Consider the following 19643-nt stretch of genomic DNA (forward strand, 5'->3'; position numbering starts at 1 on the left):
TGTGGGCCGAACGACACACAGCCCCCGACGGGCAGTGTTTCGCGACACTTTCGGTGTGTCCTTCGACCGACGCAACCTGTGCGCTTCCCGACCCCCGTCGAGTTGCGCCCCACCAGCAGACCCCACGAACGCGACCCACTCCACCCCCGTTCCGGAAACCGGTACATAAGCGCAGATCAAGCCGCTAACGGACTATCCGGACCGGACAGAACCGGTTCCGGATCCGCTTGCCACGTCCGGTGATCCGCGGTCCGCGGTGTGGCCGTCACCACATCGGATAGCCGATGGTGGCGCGGTGGGTTCGGCTATCGCATGATGGTGCGGTCGATCTGTCGGGGCGAGCACAAGGACAGCTGAGTGGATTTCGGTCAGGCACTCACGCGTCTGTTCGTGCAAGCGGGACGTCCCACGCTGCGCGCCGCGGCGACGCGGGCCCGGGTCTCGGCGCAACGGATCAGTGACTGGCGCAACGGCCGTCATCTCCCCCGCGACTTCGCGACGGTCGAACCGCTGCTCGTCTGGCTGACCGCACGCGCCGTCGCCGCCGGGGCCGACGACGTCCTGACCATCCCGCAGTGGCGGGAGATGTGGGACCGCCGGACGCCCGACGAGACCCCGACCGCCGAGCCGCCCGCACCGCAGCATGCCCGGCCGTTCCCCGGCCTCGCCACCCTGACCGCGGCCGACAGTCAGATGTACTTCGGCCGGGACGACGTCGTCGGCACCCTCGTCGATGCGATCCTGTCGGCCCGCTCCGGACCGCCACCGCTGTCCCCCGCGTCGCGACTGGTGGTGGTCACCGGGGTCTCGGGATCGGGCAAGTCGTCGCTGCTCCGTGCCGGTCTCGCCCGGGACACGCGATTGTCGTCGCCCCGACTCGGCGAGATCACCCCGAGCGGGCTCGTCATCGCCGACCCGGACGTGCCGGGCGACACCGATGCGCCGGCCTCGACGACCGGGGACGCGGTCATCGTCATCGACCAGTTCGAGAACGTCTTCTCGCTCGAGGACCCGCTGCGGACCGAGACGCTGCGCGAGGTCGAAGAACTGGCGTCCGACGTCGTGGTCGTGGTCGGCGTGCGAGCGGACTTCTTCAGTCAGTGCGTCGAGCATCCGTTCCTCGCCGATGCGTGGCAGCACCGCTGCGTGATCGTCTCGGAGATGACCCGCACGCAGTTGCGCGAGGTGATCACCGCGCCCGTCCGACTCGCCGGCGGCCGCATCGAGACCGGACTCGCCGACGTGATGATCACCGAGCTGTACGAGGCGTCGACCGGCGGTGACCGCGCCGGCCGCCTGCCGCTGCTGGCGCACGTTCTCCAGGCGACCTGGGCACGCCGCACCGGCAACCGCATGACGCTGTCCGGGTACCGGGCCACCGGCGGTATCGCCCGCGCGGTCGCCGACACCGCCGAGACGGCCTGGGCGGCGATCGATCCGCGTCATCGGGATCTCGCGCGTGCAGTCCTCCTCGCCCTGGTGCACGTCGGCCCGGCCGGCATCGCGCTGCGCGTGCCGCTGTCCACGGCGACCATCGCGAACCGGTTCCCGCCCGAGGTCGCGACCGTCATCGACGAATTCGCCCAGGCCAGGTTGCTCACGGTGTCCACCGACTCGGTGATGCTCGTGCACGACGTGGTGCTCACCGCCTGGCCGCGTCTGGCCGAGTGGATCGCCGACGACACCGACAACCACCTCTGGCGCCAGCAGGTCGACGCCGACACCGCGGCGTGGCTGGCCAACGGGCGCGGCCGGTCGTTCCTCTACACCGGGTCGCGCCTCGAGGACGCCAAGCGCCGGCGACGAACCCTGCGCAGCGACTACCTGCATCTGCTGAGCAACGAGAACGACGCCTTCCTCGACGCGGCGGTCGCCATGCAGCAGCGGCGCCGCATCACGCGCGTCGGCGCGGTGTCGGTGATCGTCGTGCTGGCCATCGCGGCGTCCATCACCGCCGCCATCGGCTTCCGACAGGCCCACGACCTGCGCGAACAGCGCAACGCCGCCGAACGCTCGGCGCTGTTGTCGCACATCGACAGCATCCAGTACTCCAACCCGTCGCTGGCCGCGCGACTGTTGCTCGTCGCCCACGAGGTCTATCCCGACGACCCGACCGTCCAGAGCCGTCTGCGCGGCGCCGCGACGACGCCCCTGGTGGCCCCGCTGACCGGCCACACCGGCCCGGTCTACGACCTGTCGTTCAACCGGACGGGCACGCAGCTCGCGTCGGCGAGCGGCGACCGGACCGTGCGCGTCTGGGCCCGGTCCGGCTCGTCGGACTATCGGGAGGTCGCGGTCCTGCGCGGCTTCGGCAACTACGTCACCAGCACCGACTTCCACCCGACACGGCAACTGCTGGCGAGCAGCAGCGGGGACGGTTCCGTCCGGATGTGGGACCTGACCGACGCACTGAACCCGCGGCTGGCGACGACGGTGTCCCCGGGCCACGGCACCGTCTACATGGTGCGGTTCGCCGCCGACGGGCGGACCCTGGCCGCATCGTCCGACGACGGCACGATCACGATGTACGCCGTCTCACCGACCGGAGCGATCCGGGAGACGGCCGTCCTGCGCGGCCACACCGCCGCGGCGCGCACCCTCTCCTTCAGCCCCGACGGACGCGTCCTGGCCAGCGGCGGCGACGACCGGACCGTCCGGCTGTGGACGACCGGCGAATCGCCGCAGCCGCTGGGCGGGCCGCTGACCGGCTTCCCCAGCATCACCCATGCCGTCGCGTTCAGCCCGGACAGCCGCTCGCTGGCGATCACCGGCGACAGTCCGAACACCCAACTCTGGGACGTGGCCGACCCGCTCGCACCCCGCCCGCTGAGCACGTCGCTGCCCAACAGCACGGCCGGGTCGTGGTCGATCGCCTTCGACGGTTCGGGTGCGCAGGTGGCCTCCGCCCGGGCCGACGGCCTGGTCCGGGTGTGGAACACCGCGAACCCGGCCTCGCCGATCCTGCAGTGGGCGCTGCAGACGACCTCCGAACAGGGCTCGGTGCGGACCTTCGCGGCCCGGTTCGACCCCAGCGGCCGCCAACTCGTCTCCGGCCGCTCCGACGGGACGATAGACGTCTGGAGCCTGCCCGGCCGAACCGAACCCGACCGCGGCGGGACCATCACCGGCGTGGACACCGACGACGCCCAACGAGTCCTGGCGACGGTCGGCGCCGACACCACCCTGAACCTGTGGACGATGTCCGACGGCCTCACCCTGCGATCGCGCACGCCCATCCAGCGTCGGGTCAACGACCATCCGCGGGTCAGCCTCAACGGCCCCGGCACCCTCGCCGCGACCGCCAACAACAACGGCGGGCTCGTCGAGTTGTGGGACATCACCGACACCGCGGCCCCGCGACGCGCCGCGGCCCTCGACGTCGCCACCCGCTATTCGTTCCCGGTCGCCTTCGCGCCGTCGGGCCATCTGCTCGCGACCGGAGACACCGACACCACCGTGGCCCTGTGGGACACCTCGGTGCCCGGCTCCCCGCGACGCGTGGGCGCACCGCTGCGCGGACCCACCGACCTCATCCGCAACGTCGCCTTCAGCTCCGACGGCTTGCGGGTCGCGGTCACCTCCGACGACAAACGCGTCTACCTGTACGACCTGACGTCGCCGGGCGCGGACCCGGTCGACGTCATCACCACCGAGGCGCCGGCCGCCCAGGCCGTATTCGACGGCGATGTGCTGGTGGTCGCCTCCCGCGACCTCTCCACGTGGCGGCTCCCGCCGGCCGGCACGGACGCCGAACCCGAACTGATCGACCGGGAGGAGGACATGTTCGCCTCGACGGTGTCCGTCGCGCCGAACCGCCTCACGGTGGGTACCGCGACGCACGAGCTGATCAGTTTCGCCCTCGACGACGACGGCCGGCTCACCGACCCGCAACCGGTCGGGACGCTGCTCGCGACCACCGACACGACCACCACCTGGCAACTACCCGCCCGACTCCCCACCGACGAGGACATCATCTCCGGCGGCGACACCACCGGGAACGTCTACCTGCACACGCTCGATCTCGACGAGGCCCGCGACTGGATCTGCGCCAGCACCGCACCCGTCACCGACGCCCAGCGCGACGCCTATCTCCCGCACATCGACGTTCGCGCGGACTGCCGTCGGGACTGAAGCCGTTGCGGCTCAGCGGAAGCCGAGCACCTCGTCGCCCCACGCCTCCCAGATGTCGCCGTCGAGGTTCTGCACGACCCGGTCCTCGGCGTCGATGCGCAACACCGGGCGATGGCCGGTGTCGTAGGTCGGCCAGGGATCCCCGAGCGCCCCGGCGTCCGGCTCCTGACCGTGTGCGAATGCGGTCCACCGTCGGATCATCCTCTCCGACACCGCTTCTCCCTGCTTACGCCCGCCGAGCAGGAACGTGATGTCCTTCGGCCCGTTGCCCAGATTCCCCCACACGTACGGGACCTCGGTCGCATGGGCGGCCCCCAGACCGAGCAGCCGGAACATTCGCGTCGTCCAGTCGTAGCGGTAGACATAGACCGGCGCCGAACGCGCATGCGCCTCCGCGAGCCACAGCGTGGGCATGCGGAACGCCACGTCACGGGCCACGCCGAGTCCGGTGACCTTCGGGCGCAGACCGGAATACGCGGAGAGCACCTGCGCACGTTCGGGCAGGACGACGTCCGGATACTCCTTCGCCATCCCGGCGAACATGCGCTCGATGTCGGCGGTGGTGATCGGCATCAGCGGCGACTTCATGTACTTGAAGAGATTCGCCTCGTCGCGGTTGGTCCCGATGATCAGCGGCACCGGATGCGCCCGACCCGCGCGATAGACGTCGAGGGGATGTTCGGGCAGCAGATCGCCGTCGATGACCGGTGCGAACGCGATGGTCCCCGGCACCTCGGTGGGGACCTTCTCGAACAGGGTGGTGGTGATCGCCGAACAGGTCATGCCGTCGAGTTGTTCGAGACGCCCGACGATCTCGCCGGTGTCGAGTCCACCGGCGTCGATGCCGGCGGCCTCGAGCAGTTGGTCGGCGACCCGCGCGGCCCGGTCGGCACCGTACATCGACGTCACGGGCGAACTCTGCGCGATCGCCCGGCCGAAGAGCCCGGCCGCGGCCGGCATGGTGAGCAGCGCGGTGACCAGTCCCGCGCCCGCCGACTCGCCGAACACGGTCACCTTGTCGGGATCACCGCCGAAGGCGGCGATGTGGTCGCGGACCCAGCGCAACGCCGTGAGTACGTCGCTGAGGCCGGCATTCGACTCGAACCGCGGGTCGATCGACGACAGGTCGGCGAACCCGAGCACACCGAGCCGGTAGTTCAGCGTCACGACGACCACGTCGCCGGTGGCGGCGAGGTTCGAGCCCTCGTAGAACGGCTGGGCCCCCGACCCCAGGACGTAGGCGCCGCCGTGCAGCCACACCATGACCGGGAGTCCGACGGCGTCGTCGGCGTGCTCCGCGGCCCCCGGCGGGGTCCAGACGTTGAGGAACAGGCAGTCCTCGTCCATGACCACATCGGGACCGAGACGTACGGCGGGGTTGAGTTGTTGCGGGCAGACCGCGCCGAAGGTCGAGGCATCCACCACGTCCTCGGGCGCATCGGCCTCCTCGAGGGGAATCGCACGGCGCCAGCGCAACTCCCCCACGGGCGGGCGGGCGTACCGGATGCCCCGCCACACGTCGGCCCGTTCCCCGGCGACCCCGCGGAAGGTGCCGACCCGGGTCTGGGCCGTTGGGCGGGTCCCGTCCGGAGCCACGCCGTCGGTCGGGGACGTCGAGTTGGCGGAGGTGCCCGGTTCGTCGTGCTTCATCCGTCCATCGTGCACCGTGAACCCGTTCTCGTAATCCAGAACTCGGCCGTGTCTGCTGGGTATGGTGACCGCATGGAGCTACTACGCAACGTCGTAATCTTCCTGCACATCATCGGCTTCGCCGTGACCTTCGGCGGCTGGGTCACCCAACTCGTGGCTCGCGAGTTCCGGTTCACCCGCGTGATGGACTACGGACTGCTGCTGTCCCTGCTGACCGGGCTCGCGCTCGCGGCGCCGTGGCCGGCCGGTATCGAGCTGAACTACCCGAAGATCGGCATCAAGCTGGTGATCCTGCTCGTCCTCGGCGGAATCCTCGGCATGGGCAGCGCTCGGCAGAAGCGCACCGGCGAACCCGTACCGCGCGCCCTGTTCTGGTCCGTCGGCGCCCTGTCCCTGCTGGCCGCGGGCCTCGCCGTCATCTGGTAGCCCGGTCCGCGAGCCGAACCCGCGAGACGACAGACGCCGCGCACCGGAACAGGTGCGCGGCGTTCGTGCGTGGAGCCCCCTGTCGGGATTGAACCGACGACCGCTCGCTTACAAGGCGAGTGCTCTACCACTGAGCTAAGGAGGCGCGCGGGGCGAGTATATCGGCCGGACCGCTCCCGCTTCATCCGCACCCGGCGGACCGGCCGTGCCGCGATCAGCCCCGGAGGGCCGCGACCGCTTCGATCTCCACCAGCTGATCGTCGTAGGCGAGGACCGAAACGCCCAGCAGGCTGCCGGCCGGCCTGTGGTCGCCGAAGGCCTCGGTCACCGCGTCCCACGCGACCACCAGATCGGCCTGCAGGTGTTCGGCGACGAAGACGGTGACCTTCGCGACGTCGCGCAGCGTCGCGCCGGACTCGATCAGCGCGGCCTCGAGGTTTCTCATGCACTGCACGGCCTGTTCGCGAACGTTCCCGGGTGCGACGGTGGCGCCGTCGTCGTCGATGGGGGCCGCACCGGCGGTGAAGACGAGACTCCCGGGACTCACCGTGGCACTGCGGGTGTGGCCGTCTCGCGGACCGTTGATCTGCACCGAGGACATGCCGCGATCGTAGACGAGCAACCCCGGTCACCACCGCCGTCGGCTCCTCCGCCGACCCTGCCGGAGTCGTCCGGACGGACGAGGTGTATCCAGTCTCCTGTCAGGGTTGAACCGGCCGGGTGTCGGTTACCCCGCGAGCACTCCACCATCGACCCGAGGAGGCCTGCGTGCGCGAACAGATCGGCCGTGTCCTGCGTCGGCTCAGCGGCAGCCGGCAGGCGACGATCGACACCATCGAACCGGGCAGCATCATGGTGTCGCCACGTAAGCCGATCGAACCGTTCGACGTCGCGGCGATCACCGAGGTCCTCGATCTCGCCACGAAGATCGGGGCGGTGCTGCTCGACTCGGGCACCGGGGCCATCGACACCCAGACGCAGATCAAGTTCGTCGCCGGCGTGTACGGCCTCGAGGACGTCGACGTGGATGTCACCTACAACACGATCGTCGTCAGCGCGCGGCGCGGCGCGACGCTCCCGCCGATCACGACCATGGAGCAGGTCTACTACCGGTCGATGGACTTCACCCGGCTCGCGCAGGTCGACCGGCTCGTCCGCCGCATCCGCGATTCGTTCATCAGCCCGTCCACCGCCCACCAGATGGTCGACGAGATCATCACCGCGCCGCACCCCTATCCGCACTGGCTGGCCACGACCGCCTGGGGGATCATGGCGTCGGGCATCGCGGTGCTCCTCGGCGGCGAATACCTCGTCGCCGCGCTCGCCTTCCTGACGACCGTGGTGACGGTGACCGTCAACCGCTGGCTCAACCGCATCGGAACACCGGTCTTCTTCCAGCAGCTGACCGGCGGTTTCATCGCGGTGGTCCCGGCCGCCCTGGTCTTCGCCGCGGCCGAACGACTCGGTGTGCAGATCGCGCCGTCGCAGGTCATCGCGGCCGGCATCGTCGTGTTGCTCTCGGGGTTGTCCCTCGTCGGCTCGGTCCAGGACGCGATCACCGGCGCACCGATCACCGGTGTCGCCCGGTTCTTCGAGTTGCTGCTGATGACCGGCGGCATCATCGCCGGTGTCGGCGTCGCGATCCGAATCCTGGAGGCGGGCGGCATCTTCCTGCCCACGATCACCACGACCACCAGCTTCGAGGTCGTCGAACTGCCGATCCGGGTGATCGCCGGCGCGGTCGCCGCCTGCGCCTACGCGCTGGCCAGCTACGCCGAGACGCGCGCCCTCGGGGTGGCGTTCCTCGGCGGTTTCATCGGCACCGCGGTCGCGGCGGCCTCGACGTTCACCGACATCGGCGACGTCATCGCCAACGGTCTCGCGGCCGCGTTCGTCGGACTCATCGGCGGCTTGCTGGCACGCCGCGCGTTGACCCCGCCGCTGGTCGTCGCGGTGGCCGGCATCACCCCGCTGCTGCCCGGTCTCGCGGTGTATCGCGGCCTCTACGGCATCCTCGGCGACCAGACCCTCGACGGATTCACCTGGATCGCGAACGCGCTGGCCATCGGCTGCGCCCTCGCTGCGGGGGTCACGCTGGGCGAGTTCGTCGCCCGGTCGCTGCGTCGCCCTCAGCTGCCACCCCGTCCGGACTGGCGTCTCCGCCGCCGGATCGCCCTGCGCGAAGCCCGTGAGGCGCGGCAGGCCGACGCGGCCGCACGACGGGCCCGGGCGAACCGGTGGCGGCCGCCACCGCCACGACGCTGACGCCGGACGGGTGGCCGTGAGCACCACCGATGTCCGGGTAGAATGCGGAGTCGGGCGTGTCATCGGACGGCCGCTCCAGTCAGCAACGGACCGAGACACCGCACGGCTGCGCCTCGTCACCGCGCACCGAACCGCACACCATGCCGCACAACGAGGGGACTCACATGCCCGCGAAGACCACCGACGCGACCGACATCACCGACGACGAACTGGAGCCGGTGGCCGACGAGACCGCCAACTCGGCGCGCCGAGTCGTCGCCGCGTACGCCACCGACGCCGACGAGTGCCGGATGCTGTTCGCCATGCTGGGGATCGCGCCGGGCGAGAACGCCTGAGCAGGTGGCTCCGCGCGCAGGAGAAACCAACCCCGACACCGGCGGAGTGACCGGCACCGACCGGTCCACCCATGACGGGGCCGAGTTCGTGGTCGTCGCGAACCGCCTGCCCGTCGACAAAGAGGTCCTTCCCGACGGCACGGTCAACTGGAAGCAGAGTCCGGGCGGACTCGTGACCGCGCTCGAGCCGATCCTGCGCGCCAACACCGGGGCCTGGGTCGGCTGGTCGGGCATCCCCGACTCCGATGACAACCCCGACATCGAGGGCATCGACATCCACGCGGTCCCGCTGTCGGCGCAAGAGATCGCCGAGTACTACGAGGGCTTCTCCAACGCCACCCTGTGGCCGCTCTACCACGACGTCATCGTCAAGCCCGAGTACCACCGCGAGTGGTGGAACACCTACGTCGAGGTGAACCGGCGCTTCGCCGAGGCGGCGTCGCGAGCCGCGGGCGAGGGGGCCGTGGTCTGGGTGCAGGACTACCAGCTCCAACTGGTGCCGAAGATGCTGCGCATGCTGCGGCCCGACGTCAAGATCGGCTTCTTCCTTCACATCCCGTTCCCGCCGGTCGAGCTGTTCATGCAGATGCCGTGGCGGACCGAGATCGTCGAAGGCCTGCTCGGCGCCGATCTCATCGGCTTCCACCTGCCGGGTGGCGCACAGAACTTCCTCTTCCTCGCCCGACGCCTCGCCGGGCAGGCCACCAGCAAGGGCACCGTCGGGGTGCGGTCGCGCTTCGGCGTGGTGCAGGTCGGATTCCGCACCGTGCGCGTCGGCGCGTTCCCCATCTCGATCGACTCCGGGGAGCTCGACGCGCTGTCCAAGACCCGCAAGATCCGGGAGCGCGCCGCCGAGATCCGCCGTGAGCTGGGCAATCCGAAGACGATCATGCTCGGCGTCGACCGGCTCGACTACACCAAGGGCATCGACGTCCGGCTCAAGGCCATCTCCGAGTTGCTGGCCGAGGAGCGACTCGATCCCGCCGACACGGTCATGCTGCAGCTCGCGACGCCCAGCCGTGAGCGCGTCGAGAGCTACAAGCAGATGCGCGCCGGTATCGAGCAACTCGTCGGGAACATCAACGGCACCTACGCGAGCGTGGGCCAGCCGGTCGTGCAGTACCTGCACCGTCCGGTGCCGCGTGAGGAACTCGTCGCCTTCTTCGTCGCGGCCGACGTCATGCTGGTCACGCCTCTGCGTGACGGCATGAACCTGGTCGCCAAGGAGTACGTGGCCTGCCGGGGTGACCTGGGCGGCGCGCTCGTCCTCAGCGAGTTCACCGGCGCGGCAGCCGAACTGCGTTCGGCCTACCAGGCCAACCCGTACGACCTCGACGGCGTCAAGGACGCGATCGAGGCCGCGGCCGAACAGAGCGAACACGAGGGCAGGCGGCGGATGCGCGCGCTACGCAGGCAGGTCCTCGCACACGACGTCGCGAAGTGGGCGGAGAGCTTCCTCGGCACCCTCGGTGCCGACTCCGACACCGAACTGTCGCCCAACCGGGGTGTTCATCTGGTGGACGAGCCCGAGTGAGCCACACCGGGATTCCCGCCGAACTCGCCGACGCGCTGGTCCGGGCCGCCGGCGTGGGGGTGCTGCTCGTGGCCAGCGATTACGACGGATGTGTCTCGCCGATCGTCGCGCGTCCCGAGGACGCCGTCCCCGAGCCCGCGTCGATCGACGCTCTCGTCGCCGCCGCGGCACTTCCCGACACCGTCGTCGCCGTGGTGTCCGGCCGCGAACGGGCCGTGCTCGCGGAACTGTCCGGCCTCACTGCCCCGGTCGTGCTGGTCGGTAGTCACGGCAGTGAGTTCGAGTCCGGGTTCGCGGTCGAGGTCACCGACGAAGCGCGCGCACTGTTGACCCGACTGATCGACGAGTTGCGTTCCATCGCAGCGGAATTCCCGGGCAGTACGGTCGAGGTCAAACCGGCGAGCACGGTGCTGCACGTGCGCAACGCGTCGGCGTCCGACGCCGTCGCCGCGCTCGATCGCGCCCGCACCGGTCCGGCCTCCTGGCCGGGGGTGCACACCACCGAGGGCAAGGCCGTTCTCGAACTCGCAGTGATCGAGACCAGCAAGGGCCACGCGCTCGACACCCTGCGCGCGGCCGTCGGCGCCGACGCGGTCATCTATCTCGGCGACGACGTCACGGACGAGAAGGCCTTCGCGCACCTGCGTCCACAGACCGGTGACATCGGCATCAAGGTCGGCGAAGGTGACACCGCCGCCGACTATCGCATCGCCGACACCGACGATGTGGCAACGGTTCTCGCGTTCGTGGCCGAGCAGCGGGCGCGGACGGCCTCGGCTCGCTAGGCCGGCTGGGCGGGTGCGACGACGAGCGGGTCCGTCGTCACCGCCCGCCGCGCGCTCTCCCGGATCACCTCGTGCACGAAGCCGAGCTTGCGCACGACGGGCTCGGGGATCGTGAACGGATAGAGCGGGCGGCGTCCCATGGCCACGTTCACCCGGTTCAGCATGAGCGACAACCACTTCCAGTCGTACAGCAGCCGTTCGATCGGCTCGTCGGCGTACCACCGGAGCGGCACGATGTCACGGTCCATGGTGAACCGGACCTGCTGCGCGTCGAGATTCAGCCCGGATTCCCGGGCGGTGTCGATGGTCCCGGTGATGTGGAGGTAGTGCGCGAAGCACTCCGCGAAGTCCTCCCACGGATGCATCGTGGCGTACTCGGAGATGTACGACTCCCGCCAGTTCTCCGGTGCCCCGAACCGATAGTGGCGGTTGATCGCGTCGGCGTAGCTCGCGCGTTCGTCGCCGAACAGGTCCCGGCACCGGTCGAGGTAGCGTTCCGCACCCGGGCCGGTCTCGACGAGGACGTGTTCGTAGTAGTGCCCGGTCTCGTGCCGGAAGTGACCGAGCATGGTGCGGTACTGCTCGCCGAGGTCGACCCGCAGGCGCTCCCGATAGGCGTCCTGGGTCTCGGCGAGGTCGATGGTCACCACCCCGCCCGCGTGCCCGATCATCACCGGCCGGCCGAGGGTCTGACTCGACAACAGGTCGAAGGCCAGGCCGCCCTCGGTGCGCCAGAACGGCTCCACCGGCAGACCCAGATCGACGAGTTGGTACACCAGCAGCCGCAGGTCGAACGATGCCGGCGCGAGCTTCTCGAGCGCGAGCGTGTCCTCGGCGTCGGGCTGACGCCGGATCAACGACTCGGGGAAACACCGACCCCGCAGGCCGATGCTGTCCTCGGCGACCTCGGCGAGCGTCAAACCAGTTGCATTGCGTCCGATCACGATTCGCACACCACACCCACAGGCGCTTCTCACTCGGCCCGCTCGCTCCGCTCCCGGCGCCGGCGTCGATCTCGACCCCCTCCGGCCCGACCGCGTACAGCGACCGCGACGGCAGGTGCACGCCCACGGTCGTCGCACAGTTCGGGCAGGTCTGACGATCGAAGCCCGACAACGCATTGCAGACCGGACAGGTGAGCGCATGCACGCGCTCACCCTATCCGGACGCGCGCATTCCCGTCGTCGATCGGAAGCTCGCCGCGCACCGTCGCCGTCACCTCGTAGGAGTTGAGGTTGATCGACCCGCGATGGTTGTCGAGGAACGCGGTGTCGGCGGCATCGCGGCCGGTCGAGATCCGCACGAGGCTCTGACGTGGGGCGAGCCCGGTCGCGTCGACCACCACCCACTCACCGTCGACGATCGCCTCGGCGACGGCGTGGAAATCCATCGGCGAACACCCTGGGGCGTACACCGCGACGAGGCGGGCCGGGATGTTCAGGGCCCGCAGCAGCGCGACGACGAGATGCGCGTAGTCGCGGCAGACCCCGGCACCGGCGAGCAGGGTGTCGGCGGCGCCGTCGATGGGGTCGGAAGTCCCGGGGATGTAGCTGAGCCGGTCCGACACGTACTCCGCGACCTGGGTCAGGATCTCCCCGTCGGGCAGCGACGCGTCGAACTGTCCCGCGGCGAAGCCGAAGAACTTGTCGCACTCGGCATATCGACTCGGGCGCAGATAGGTCGAGCGGTCGGTGATGTCGACGGGCAGCGGATCGGCCGGGGTGAGGACCGACGCCCAGTAGTCGATGTTCAGGACACCCCGCTCCAGCTGGAGCCGGTGAATCCGGGAACCGTGCGGACCGATGATCTCTTCCGGCGTCACCCACTGGCCGTCGAACTCGACCTTGAGTTCTTCCTCCAACTGGAGGCCGGGCAATCGGGCGACGGTGATCTGCATCTCCAGTTCGGTGGGGTCGTCGACCCGCAGCTCGAGCCGTGCGGACACATCGCGGGGCAGCGTCATGGACACACCGTAGGGGATACCGGCGCGGACGGCAGCGGCAGGCGGGCCGACGGCCTGTCTACAGCGTCGCCATCGCCGCGATCGGATCCGCGTAGATGACGCTGAGCGCCACCACCACCGCTGCGCTCTCCTGCACGCGCACACCGAATCTCGACGGCGCGATCTCCAGCGGCCAGGTCAGGGTGGTCGCCTCGTCGAAGGCCGCCTGCACCGGCGCGAGCCCGTGCGGGTGTGCGGCGAAGGCATCACCGGCCACGACGATGGCATCGGGGTTGATCACATCCCGGATGAGCGCGACCGATTCGCCGAGCACGCGGGCCCGTTCGTCGACGATCCGGGCGGCCGTGGGGCTGATCCCCAGCCGACGCGCCGCGGCCTCCGCGGCGTCGTTGCCGATGACGTTCTGCAACCGGACCCGGGTGAGACCGGGGGCGAGCACCGGAGCCGTGACCGGCAGGTGCGCGATGGTGCCGGCCCCGCGTTCGGGTACATGTATCCGGCCGTCGAGAGTCATTGCCATTCCCGCGGTTTCGCGGGCGTAGAAGAACAACCCGGAGCCCCCGTCGTCGCGCGGGTGGGACAGGAGCAGTTCCGCCGCCGCCATCGCCTCGACGTGCTCACAGACCGATACCGGTGTGTCGAGGCGCCCGGCAAGTGTTGCGCCCACGGCGAGTTGATGCCAGCCCAGGACCCGGTGGTTCACCACCCCGGTCTCGGCGTCGACCGCGCCACCGACCGCGACACCTCCCCACAGCACCCGCCGCCCGCTGAACCGGGCGGCGAGTTCGGCGAGCAGTCCGCTGAGGTGCGCGAGCGCGTCCTCCTGATCGCCGGTCGGCGTCAGGACAGCGTGACTGTGCAGTGTGCGGCCGCCGAGGTCGGCGATGACGAGCACGGTCCGGCGGGCACCGATGTGCATACCCGCGACGCACAGCGAGTCGCGGTCGATGGTCAGCGGATTCTTGGGCCGGCCAATCGCTTTCGGCCCGGCGAGATCGGGGCGTTCGACGACCAGACCGTGAGCGGCCAGCGCGTGCACCTGGCGGTTGATCGTGGCCGGCGACAGACCCGTCGTCGCGGCGAGCTGATCCCGCGTCACCGGTCCGCCGACCCGGATCGCGTGCAGTACCGCCGCCGCCGGGGTGGAGGTCAGTTGCAGCGCCGCCGGGATCACTCCCCCACGCATGCGACGAATGTAGCAGCGCGGTCCGTAAGGTTGACCCCATGAGCACCGACACCGCCTCCCAGTCGAAGGACAACCGACCGATCGCCGTGGTCACCGGCGCGAGTTCGGGGATCGGCGCGGCCACCGCGCGGCAGCTCGCCTCGCAGGGCTTCCACGTGGTGCTGGGGGCGCGCCGGGTCGATCGGGTGACCGCGCTGGCCGACGAGATCGGCGGCACCGGAAGACAACTCGACGTCACCGACGAGCAGTCCGTGGCCGCCTTCGTCGACGGCCTCGACACGGTGCACGTGCTGGTGAACAACGCCGGTGGCGCCAAGGGTCTCGACCCGGTGTCAACCGCCGACCTCGACGACTGGCGCTGGATGTGGGAGACCAACGTGCTGGGGAGCCTGCGGGTCACCAAGGCGTTGCTCCCCGCACTCATCGCCTCGGGTGACGGCCTGATCGTCTCCGTCACCTCGATCGCGGCGTTCGAGGCCTACGACAACGGCGCCGGGTACACCTCGGCGAAGCACGCGCAGGGTGTCACCCACCGGACCCTGCGCTATGAACTCCTCGGGAAGCCGGTCCGGCTCACCGAGATCGCGCCGGGCATGGTCGAGACCGACTTCTCCCTCGTCCGCTTCGAGGGCGACCAGGAACGCGCCGACAAGGTCTACGAGGGCCTGACACCGCTCGTCGCCGAGGACGTGGCCGAGGTCATCGGGTTCGTCGCGTCCCGGCCGCCGCACGTCAACCTGGACCAGATCATCCTCAAGCCGCGCGATCAGGCCTCGGCCCGGCGGAACATCAAGACCGGCTAACGGCTAGCGCGGGGCCGGGGCGTTCGAGGTGGGCGCCCCGCTGGGCGTGGCCGGGACCGAGGTCTCGCGGACCTCGCCCTTGATGGCCGACATGCCCTGCCAGGTCTCCCAGTCGTAGATCCAGTCGTAGATGTCGCCGTCGGCCTCCGACAACGCGATCCGCGTCCCGGTCACCTCCACCGGGTCGCCGTAGACCGCGACCCGGAAGTAGCGTTCGGCGTCGGCCTCCGACAGGTTGATGCATCCGTTGGTGACGTTCGCCGATCCCTGCACGTTCACGGTCGCCGGGTTCGCGTGGATGAACTCGCCGTTGTTGGAGATCCGCACGGCCCAGCGTTCGCGGATGTTGAAGTAACCCGCGGCCGGGTTGCTCATGAAGAACTCTTCGTACTTCTCGGTGACCACGTGGATGCCCGAGCGCGTGACGTTCCGGTCGAGGTCGCCGCCGCCGTAGCTGCACGGCAGCGCCATGAGTTCGACACCGTCGCGGAGCACCACGATCCGGTGCGAGGACTCCTCGGCCTTCACCACCTGGGCCCGCCCGATGGCGAAGTCGCTGGTCACGTCGGCCGCGCCGTACGCGCCGCCGCCGTGGTCGAGGCCGTACAGCTTGGCTGCCATGCTGACCTTCGTGCCGGGTGCGTAGTACTCGCGGGGGCGCCAGTGCACGCGGGAGCCGTTGTCCTCGCCGAGCCACGCCCACGACCCCTCGGTGGGTGGTGTGGTGGTGACGGTCAGCGCCCGCTCCACGGCCTCCTTGTCCTCGACCGTCCCGTTGAACTTCAGGATGATCGGCGCCGCGATGCCGACCTCCTGACCGTCGCCGATGTTCACGACGACGTTCACCTGACTCGACGGCTGCAGCGTGGTGAACGTCCCGGCGACCGGCACGACCTTGCGATCGAGACCCACCGCCGTTCCGCTCCAGGTGTATTCGGTGCCGTAACCGAGGGGCTCGCCGATCGTGTAGGTCGTCCGGTCCTCCGACAACTGACCCTTCACCACGACGCCGCGCGGGTTGGTCAGCTTCACGTCGGGGTTGAGGGAACCGTCGGTCGCCTTGACCGAGAACTCGGCGGTCGGGGTGGCCGGCTCGGCATCGAGGGCCGGGGTGAAAGTCAGGGTGACCGGCGGGTCGGCCGGTGTGTCGTCTCCGGGGCCGAGGCCGGAGCCGGAGCAGGCCGCCACCGCGACCCCGAGCGCTCCGACCCCGGCCGCGGCGAGCACGGAGCGTCGGTTCACCGAGGTCTGGGGAGTCATCACCGCAACAACAGTACCGATGCGCCGCCTCGCATCGGTGGTGTGCGGCCGCGGGGCAGGTGGTCAGGCGTCCGGGGCGTCGTCGTCGCGGGCCGCGCGTCCGGTTCGCACGGACGGCAGGTGCGCGCGCTCGCCGGCGTGGTCCATCATCGACAGCACCTCCGCCGGGCCCTGATACGCGCAGATGGCGTGCGGGATCATCGTCGAGAACTCCGCGGCGTCACCTTCGGGCACGAGGATCGTACGGTCGCCCAGCCACAGCCTCACGGTTCCCGACAGCACCGTGAACCACTCGTAGCCCGGATGGACGCGCAGGTCACCGACGGGTTGCTCGCGGTCGAACCGCATCTTCGCCACGGTGACACCCTGTGGGGCGTTCTCCCGCGAGAGCAGCCACATCGTCATGCCCTCCACCGTGTGCGGCTGGGGCCGGATCACGACATCGGTGTCGTCCGCGGGTTCGACCAGCTGATCCAGGGTCGTGCCCAGCGCGCGGGCGATCGGTACGAGCTGGTCGAGCGCCACCCGCCGATGCCCGGTCTCGATCCGACTCAGTGTGGACGGCGACAGATAGCACCGGGCGGCGAGCGCGTCGAGCGTCCAGCCCCTGGCGATGCGGAGGCCGCGGATGCGCTGGCGGACGACCGCGTCGAGTTCTTGCGTCATTGGCAAGATGCTATGCCATCCGGGCATGGCGGCGCTACCGTGGGGTCATGACCAGCACGCACCATCCCCATCCGACCGCCGGACATCACGAGCACCCGAACCACACCGACCACCACAACCACGCCCGGCTCGCCGCGGTCCTCGACCTCGACGCCGAGCTCATGGCCGACTACCTCGAGGACGCCGCCCGCCTCGTCGCCGAGGTCCTGGGGCGCGTACCCGCGCGAATCGCCGATCTCGGGGCGGGGACCGGGACCGGCACCGAGGCACTCGCCCGCCGCTTCCCGCACGCCTCGATCCTGGCGGTGGACGGGTCGTCCGACATGGTCGCGCTCGTCGAACGACGCGCACGGGAGGGCGGTTTCGACGATCGGGTGACCGCCGTCGTCGCCGATCTCGACGACGGACTGCCGCCGCTCGGAACGCCCGACGTCGTGTGGGCGGCGATGTCGCTGCATCACGTCGCCGATCCGCGGCGCCTGTTGCGGGAGGCCGCGACCTCGCTCGGACCGGAGGGCATCGTCGTGATCACCGAGATGGCGGGCGTCCCGCGTTTCGTCCCCGCCCACGAGGACGCCGAACTGCTCGGGCTGCAGGACCGCTGCCAGACCGCGGCCGCCGGGGCCGGGTGGGAGGCGCTCGTGGACTGGACCGACGCGTTTCACGACGTCGACTACGAGGTACTCCGCGCGGAGACCGTCCACGTCCGGCGCAGCGACCCGAGCCAGTCGGTCGCGCGGTACGCCCGGCACTGGTTCGCCCAGTTCCGGCATCGCTTGGCCGACACCCTCGATCCCGCCGACCTCGCCCTGCTCGACGACTTGACCGAGGCAGACGCGCGGAATCGTCTCGATGACCTGACCCTCGCCGCCGGACGACTCCTCTGGATCGCCCGGCCGCGCACCTCCCCCATTCCCACCCCCGAGAGCGAGCAACGATGACCAACTCCTCATCCGCCCGAAAAGATTTCCCCACAACCGAATACGACGTGGCCATCGTCGGCGGCGGAGCTGCCGGACTCAGCGCCGCGACCGTCCTCGCGCGATCACTGCGCAAGGTCGTGGTCATCGACGCGGGGCAACCGCGCAACGCACCGGCGGCCGGCGCCCACAATGTGCTGGGGCAGGACGGGATCGCACCCCTGGAGCTACTCGCCCGCGGCCGGGCGGAGGCGACGGGATACGGCGCCGAGATCCGTTCCGGCACAGTCGCCGACGCGGCCGGCACCGTCGACGACTTCACCCTGCGTCTGTCCTCCGGCGAGGTCGTCGCGGCCCGTCGCCTCATCCTGGCGACCGGCCTGGTCGACGAACTCCCCGACCTCCCCGGCGTCGCGGAGTTGTGGGGACACGATGTGCTGCACTGCCCGTACTGCCACGGCTACGAGGTCCGCGGAACACGCATCGTGCAGATCGCGACGAGCCCGATGTCGGCGCATCAGGCACTGATGTTCCGCCAGCTCAGCGACCGGGTGACCGTGGTCGCGCACGATCCCGACGCCCTGTCGGACGACGACCGGTCGCACTTCGCCGCGGTCGGCATCGACATCGTCGACGCCCGCGTCGAGCGCGTCCGGACGCGCGCGGAGAACGGTTCTGCCCACCTCGACGGCGTGCTCCTGACCGACGGCACCGTGGTCGAGGCCGACGCGGTGGTCGTCTCGCCGCGATTCATCGTCCGCGGCGACCTCTACGAGCGACTCGGCGGCACCCTCGACGACGGCCCGATGGGCGGGTTGGTCGGGACCGGCCCGATGGGCGAGACCGCGTTGCCGGGCGTGTGGGCAGTGGGCAACACCACCACCGTGCATGCGATGGTGACCGTCGCCATGGGCGAGGGCGTGTCCGCCGGTGCCGCGGTCAACGCCAGCCTGGTCATGGCCGACCTCGACGCCAAGGTCTCCGCCCTGGCGTGACCGATGCCGGTCCGCAGATCCGCGGCCGGCCGCCTACTCGGGGAATCCGTCGAGCACGGCGGCCGACGCGGACAGCCCGAGCCGGGTCGCCCCCCCGGCGATGAGCTCAGCGGCCGCCTCGGCGGTCCGGATGCCACCGCTCGCCTTGACTCCCACCCGGTCGCTCACCGCGGCGCGCATCAGTTGCACCGCCTCGACGCTCGCGCCGCCCGCCGGATGGAACCCGGTCGACGTCTTCACCATCGACGCACCGGCCCGCTCGGCGCGGCGGCACACCTCGGTGACGGTGTCAGGCCCGGCGAACTGCAGCAGCGCGGCCGATTCGATGATCACCTTCAGGAGGGTGTCGTCGCCGACGGCCTCCCGGACGGTCAGGACGTCGGCGAACACCTCGTCGAACCGGCCGTCGACGGCCGCACCCACATCGATCACCATGTCGATCTCGTCGGCCCCGGAGTCGACGGCCAGACGCGCCTCGGCCGCCTTGACCAGCGAGTGGTGTTTCCCTGACGGGAACCCGGCCACGACACAGGTCCGCAGTTCCCCGGTGTCGATCGGCAACATCGACGGCGAGAGGCAGACGGCGAGCACCCCGAGTCGTGCGGCCTCGGCGACCGTGGCCTCCGCGTCGGCCCGGGTCGCCTCGGGTTTGAGCAAGGTGTGGTCGATGATGGCGGCGACGTCGCCGCGTCGCAGGTCCTTGTTCGTCACACCGACGAGCTTG

The 19643-nt window shown here is 70.2% G+C and carries 16 protein-coding genes, 1 tRNA gene and 1 pseudogene; 9 read left to right on the forward strand and 9 right to left on the reverse strand.

From position 1 onward, the window contains the following. Window positions 1–357 precede the first annotated feature (357 nt). Window positions 358–4131: a hypothetical protein gene (locus Q9R39_RS15590; protein ID WP_311277746.1), complete on the forward strand. Its 3774-nt coding sequence runs from the start codon at window positions 358–360 to the stop codon at window positions 4129–4131. Between the two features lie 12 nt (window positions 4132–4143). On the opposite strand, the gene Q9R39_RS15595 is transcribed toward Q9R39_RS15590, so the two are convergent. Beyond that, a complete protein-coding gene (locus tag Q9R39_RS15595; protein ID WP_207624922.1) occupies window positions 4144–5781 on the reverse strand; it encodes a carboxylesterase/lipase family protein in 1638 nt (545 codons plus the stop codon). Window positions 5782–5853: 72 nt separating this feature from the next. On the opposite strand from Q9R39_RS15595, the gene Q9R39_RS15600 reads away from it, so the two are divergent. Continuing rightward, entirely contained in the window at window positions 5854–6207 is a 354-nt protein-coding gene (locus tag Q9R39_RS15600) for a Fe-S protein (RefSeq protein ID WP_065631513.1), read from the forward strand. A gap of 70 nt (window positions 6208–6277) precedes the next feature. Here Q9R39_RS15600 and Q9R39_RS15605 read toward each other — a convergent pair. Together Q9R39_RS15605 and Q9R39_RS15610 are read right to left on the reverse strand one after the other, a co-directional pair. Beyond that, window positions 6278–6352, reverse strand: a tRNA-Thr gene (locus Q9R39_RS15605). A gap of 69 nt (window positions 6353–6421) precedes the next feature. Beyond that, on the reverse strand, window positions 6422–6808 hold the full coding sequence (locus Q9R39_RS15610; RefSeq protein WP_277243828.1) for a RidA family protein: 387 nt from the start codon (window positions 6806–6808) through the stop codon (window positions 6422–6424). A gap of 167 nt (window positions 6809–6975) precedes the next feature. Between Q9R39_RS15610 and Q9R39_RS15615 the strand changes: the two genes are divergently transcribed. The 4 genes from Q9R39_RS15615 (at window position 6976) to otsB (ending at window position 11126) form a co-directional block, all read left to right on the forward strand. Then, window positions 6976–8472 (forward strand): threonine/serine exporter ThrE family protein, encoded by a 1497-nt coding sequence (locus Q9R39_RS15615; RefSeq protein WP_137810482.1) that lies wholly within the window; start codon window positions 6976–6978, stop codon window positions 8470–8472. Window positions 8473–8636: 164 nt separating this feature from the next. Beyond that, window positions 8637–8807 (forward strand): hypothetical protein, encoded by a 171-nt coding sequence (locus Q9R39_RS15620; protein ID WP_165630609.1) that lies wholly within the window; start codon window positions 8637–8639, stop codon window positions 8805–8807. A gap of 46 nt (window positions 8808–8853) precedes the next feature. Then, window positions 8854–10341: a trehalose-6-phosphate synthase gene (locus tag Q9R39_RS15625; protein WP_171011667.1), complete on the forward strand. Its 1488-nt coding sequence runs from the start codon at window positions 8854–8856 to the stop codon at window positions 10339–10341. Next, on the forward strand, window positions 10338–11126 hold the full coding sequence (gene otsB / locus Q9R39_RS15630) for a trehalose-phosphatase (protein ID WP_311277747.1): 789 nt from the start codon (window positions 10338–10340) through the stop codon (window positions 11124–11126). Before Q9R39_RS15625 ends, otsB begins: the two co-directional genes overlap by 4 nt. Here the strand turns inward: otsB and Q9R39_RS15635 are convergent. The 3 genes and pseudogenes from Q9R39_RS15635 to Q9R39_RS15645 form a co-directional block, all read right to left on the reverse strand. Then, window positions 11123–12275: pseudogene (locus tag Q9R39_RS15635) on the reverse strand (putative zinc-binding metallopeptidase). The gene otsB and the pseudogene Q9R39_RS15635 sit on opposite strands and share 4 nt — an antisense overlap. Window positions 12276–12279: 4 nt before the next feature. Beyond that, window positions 12280–13089, reverse strand: coding sequence for a transglutaminase family protein (locus Q9R39_RS15640; protein ID WP_078111686.1), 810 nt, complete (start codon window positions 13087–13089; stop codon window positions 12280–12282). A 58-nt stretch (window positions 13090–13147) separates the two neighbouring features. After that, window positions 13148–14275, reverse strand: a complete 1128-nt coding sequence (locus tag Q9R39_RS15645; RefSeq protein ID WP_165630613.1) for an ROK family transcriptional regulator — start codon at window positions 14273–14275, stop codon at window positions 13148–13150. A gap of 38 nt (window positions 14276–14313) precedes the next feature. Here Q9R39_RS15645 and Q9R39_RS15650 point away from each other — a divergent pair, with 38 nt between their 5' ends. Continuing rightward, window positions 14314–15078: an SDR family NAD(P)-dependent oxidoreductase gene (locus Q9R39_RS15650; RefSeq protein ID WP_068972261.1), complete on the forward strand. Its 765-nt coding sequence runs from the start codon at window positions 14314–14316 to the stop codon at window positions 15076–15078. 3 nt (window positions 15079–15081) lie between these two features. Here Q9R39_RS15650 and Q9R39_RS15655 read toward each other — a convergent pair whose 3' ends face one another. Continuing rightward, window positions 15082–16338 carry an Ig-like domain-containing protein gene (locus Q9R39_RS15655; RefSeq protein ID WP_068972262.1) on the reverse strand — a complete coding sequence of 419 codons (1257 nt, stop codon included), beginning with the start codon at window positions 16336–16338 and terminating at the stop codon, window positions 15082–15084. 63 nt (window positions 16339–16401) lie between these two features. After that, entirely contained in the window at window positions 16402–17004 is a 603-nt protein-coding gene (locus tag Q9R39_RS15660) for a helix-turn-helix domain-containing protein (RefSeq protein WP_078111689.1), read from the reverse strand. Window positions 17005–17051: 47 nt separating this feature from the next. Between Q9R39_RS15660 and Q9R39_RS15665 the strand changes: the two genes are divergently transcribed. After that, window positions 17052–17945, forward strand: a complete 894-nt coding sequence (locus Q9R39_RS15665; RefSeq protein ID WP_165630615.1) for a trans-aconitate 2-methyltransferase — start codon at window positions 17052–17054, stop codon at window positions 17943–17945. After that, entirely contained in the window at window positions 17942–18919 is a 978-nt protein-coding gene (locus tag Q9R39_RS15670; RefSeq protein ID WP_068970371.1) for an NAD(P)/FAD-dependent oxidoreductase, read from the forward strand. Before Q9R39_RS15665 ends, Q9R39_RS15670 begins: the two co-directional genes overlap by 4 nt. A gap of 33 nt (window positions 18920–18952) precedes the next feature. Here Q9R39_RS15670 and deoC read toward each other — a convergent pair whose 3' ends face one another. After that, complete coding sequence (deoC, locus tag Q9R39_RS15675; RefSeq protein ID WP_189340044.1) at window positions 18953–19630, reverse strand: deoxyribose-phosphate aldolase; 678 nt, start codon at window positions 19628–19630, stop codon at window positions 18953–18955. Window positions 19631–19643: the final 13 nt, after the last annotated feature.

The organism is Gordonia sp. AC31 (genome assembly GCF_031844505.1).
GTDB lineage: Bacteria > Actinomycetota > Actinomycetes > Mycobacteriales > Mycobacteriaceae > Gordonia > Gordonia hongkongensis.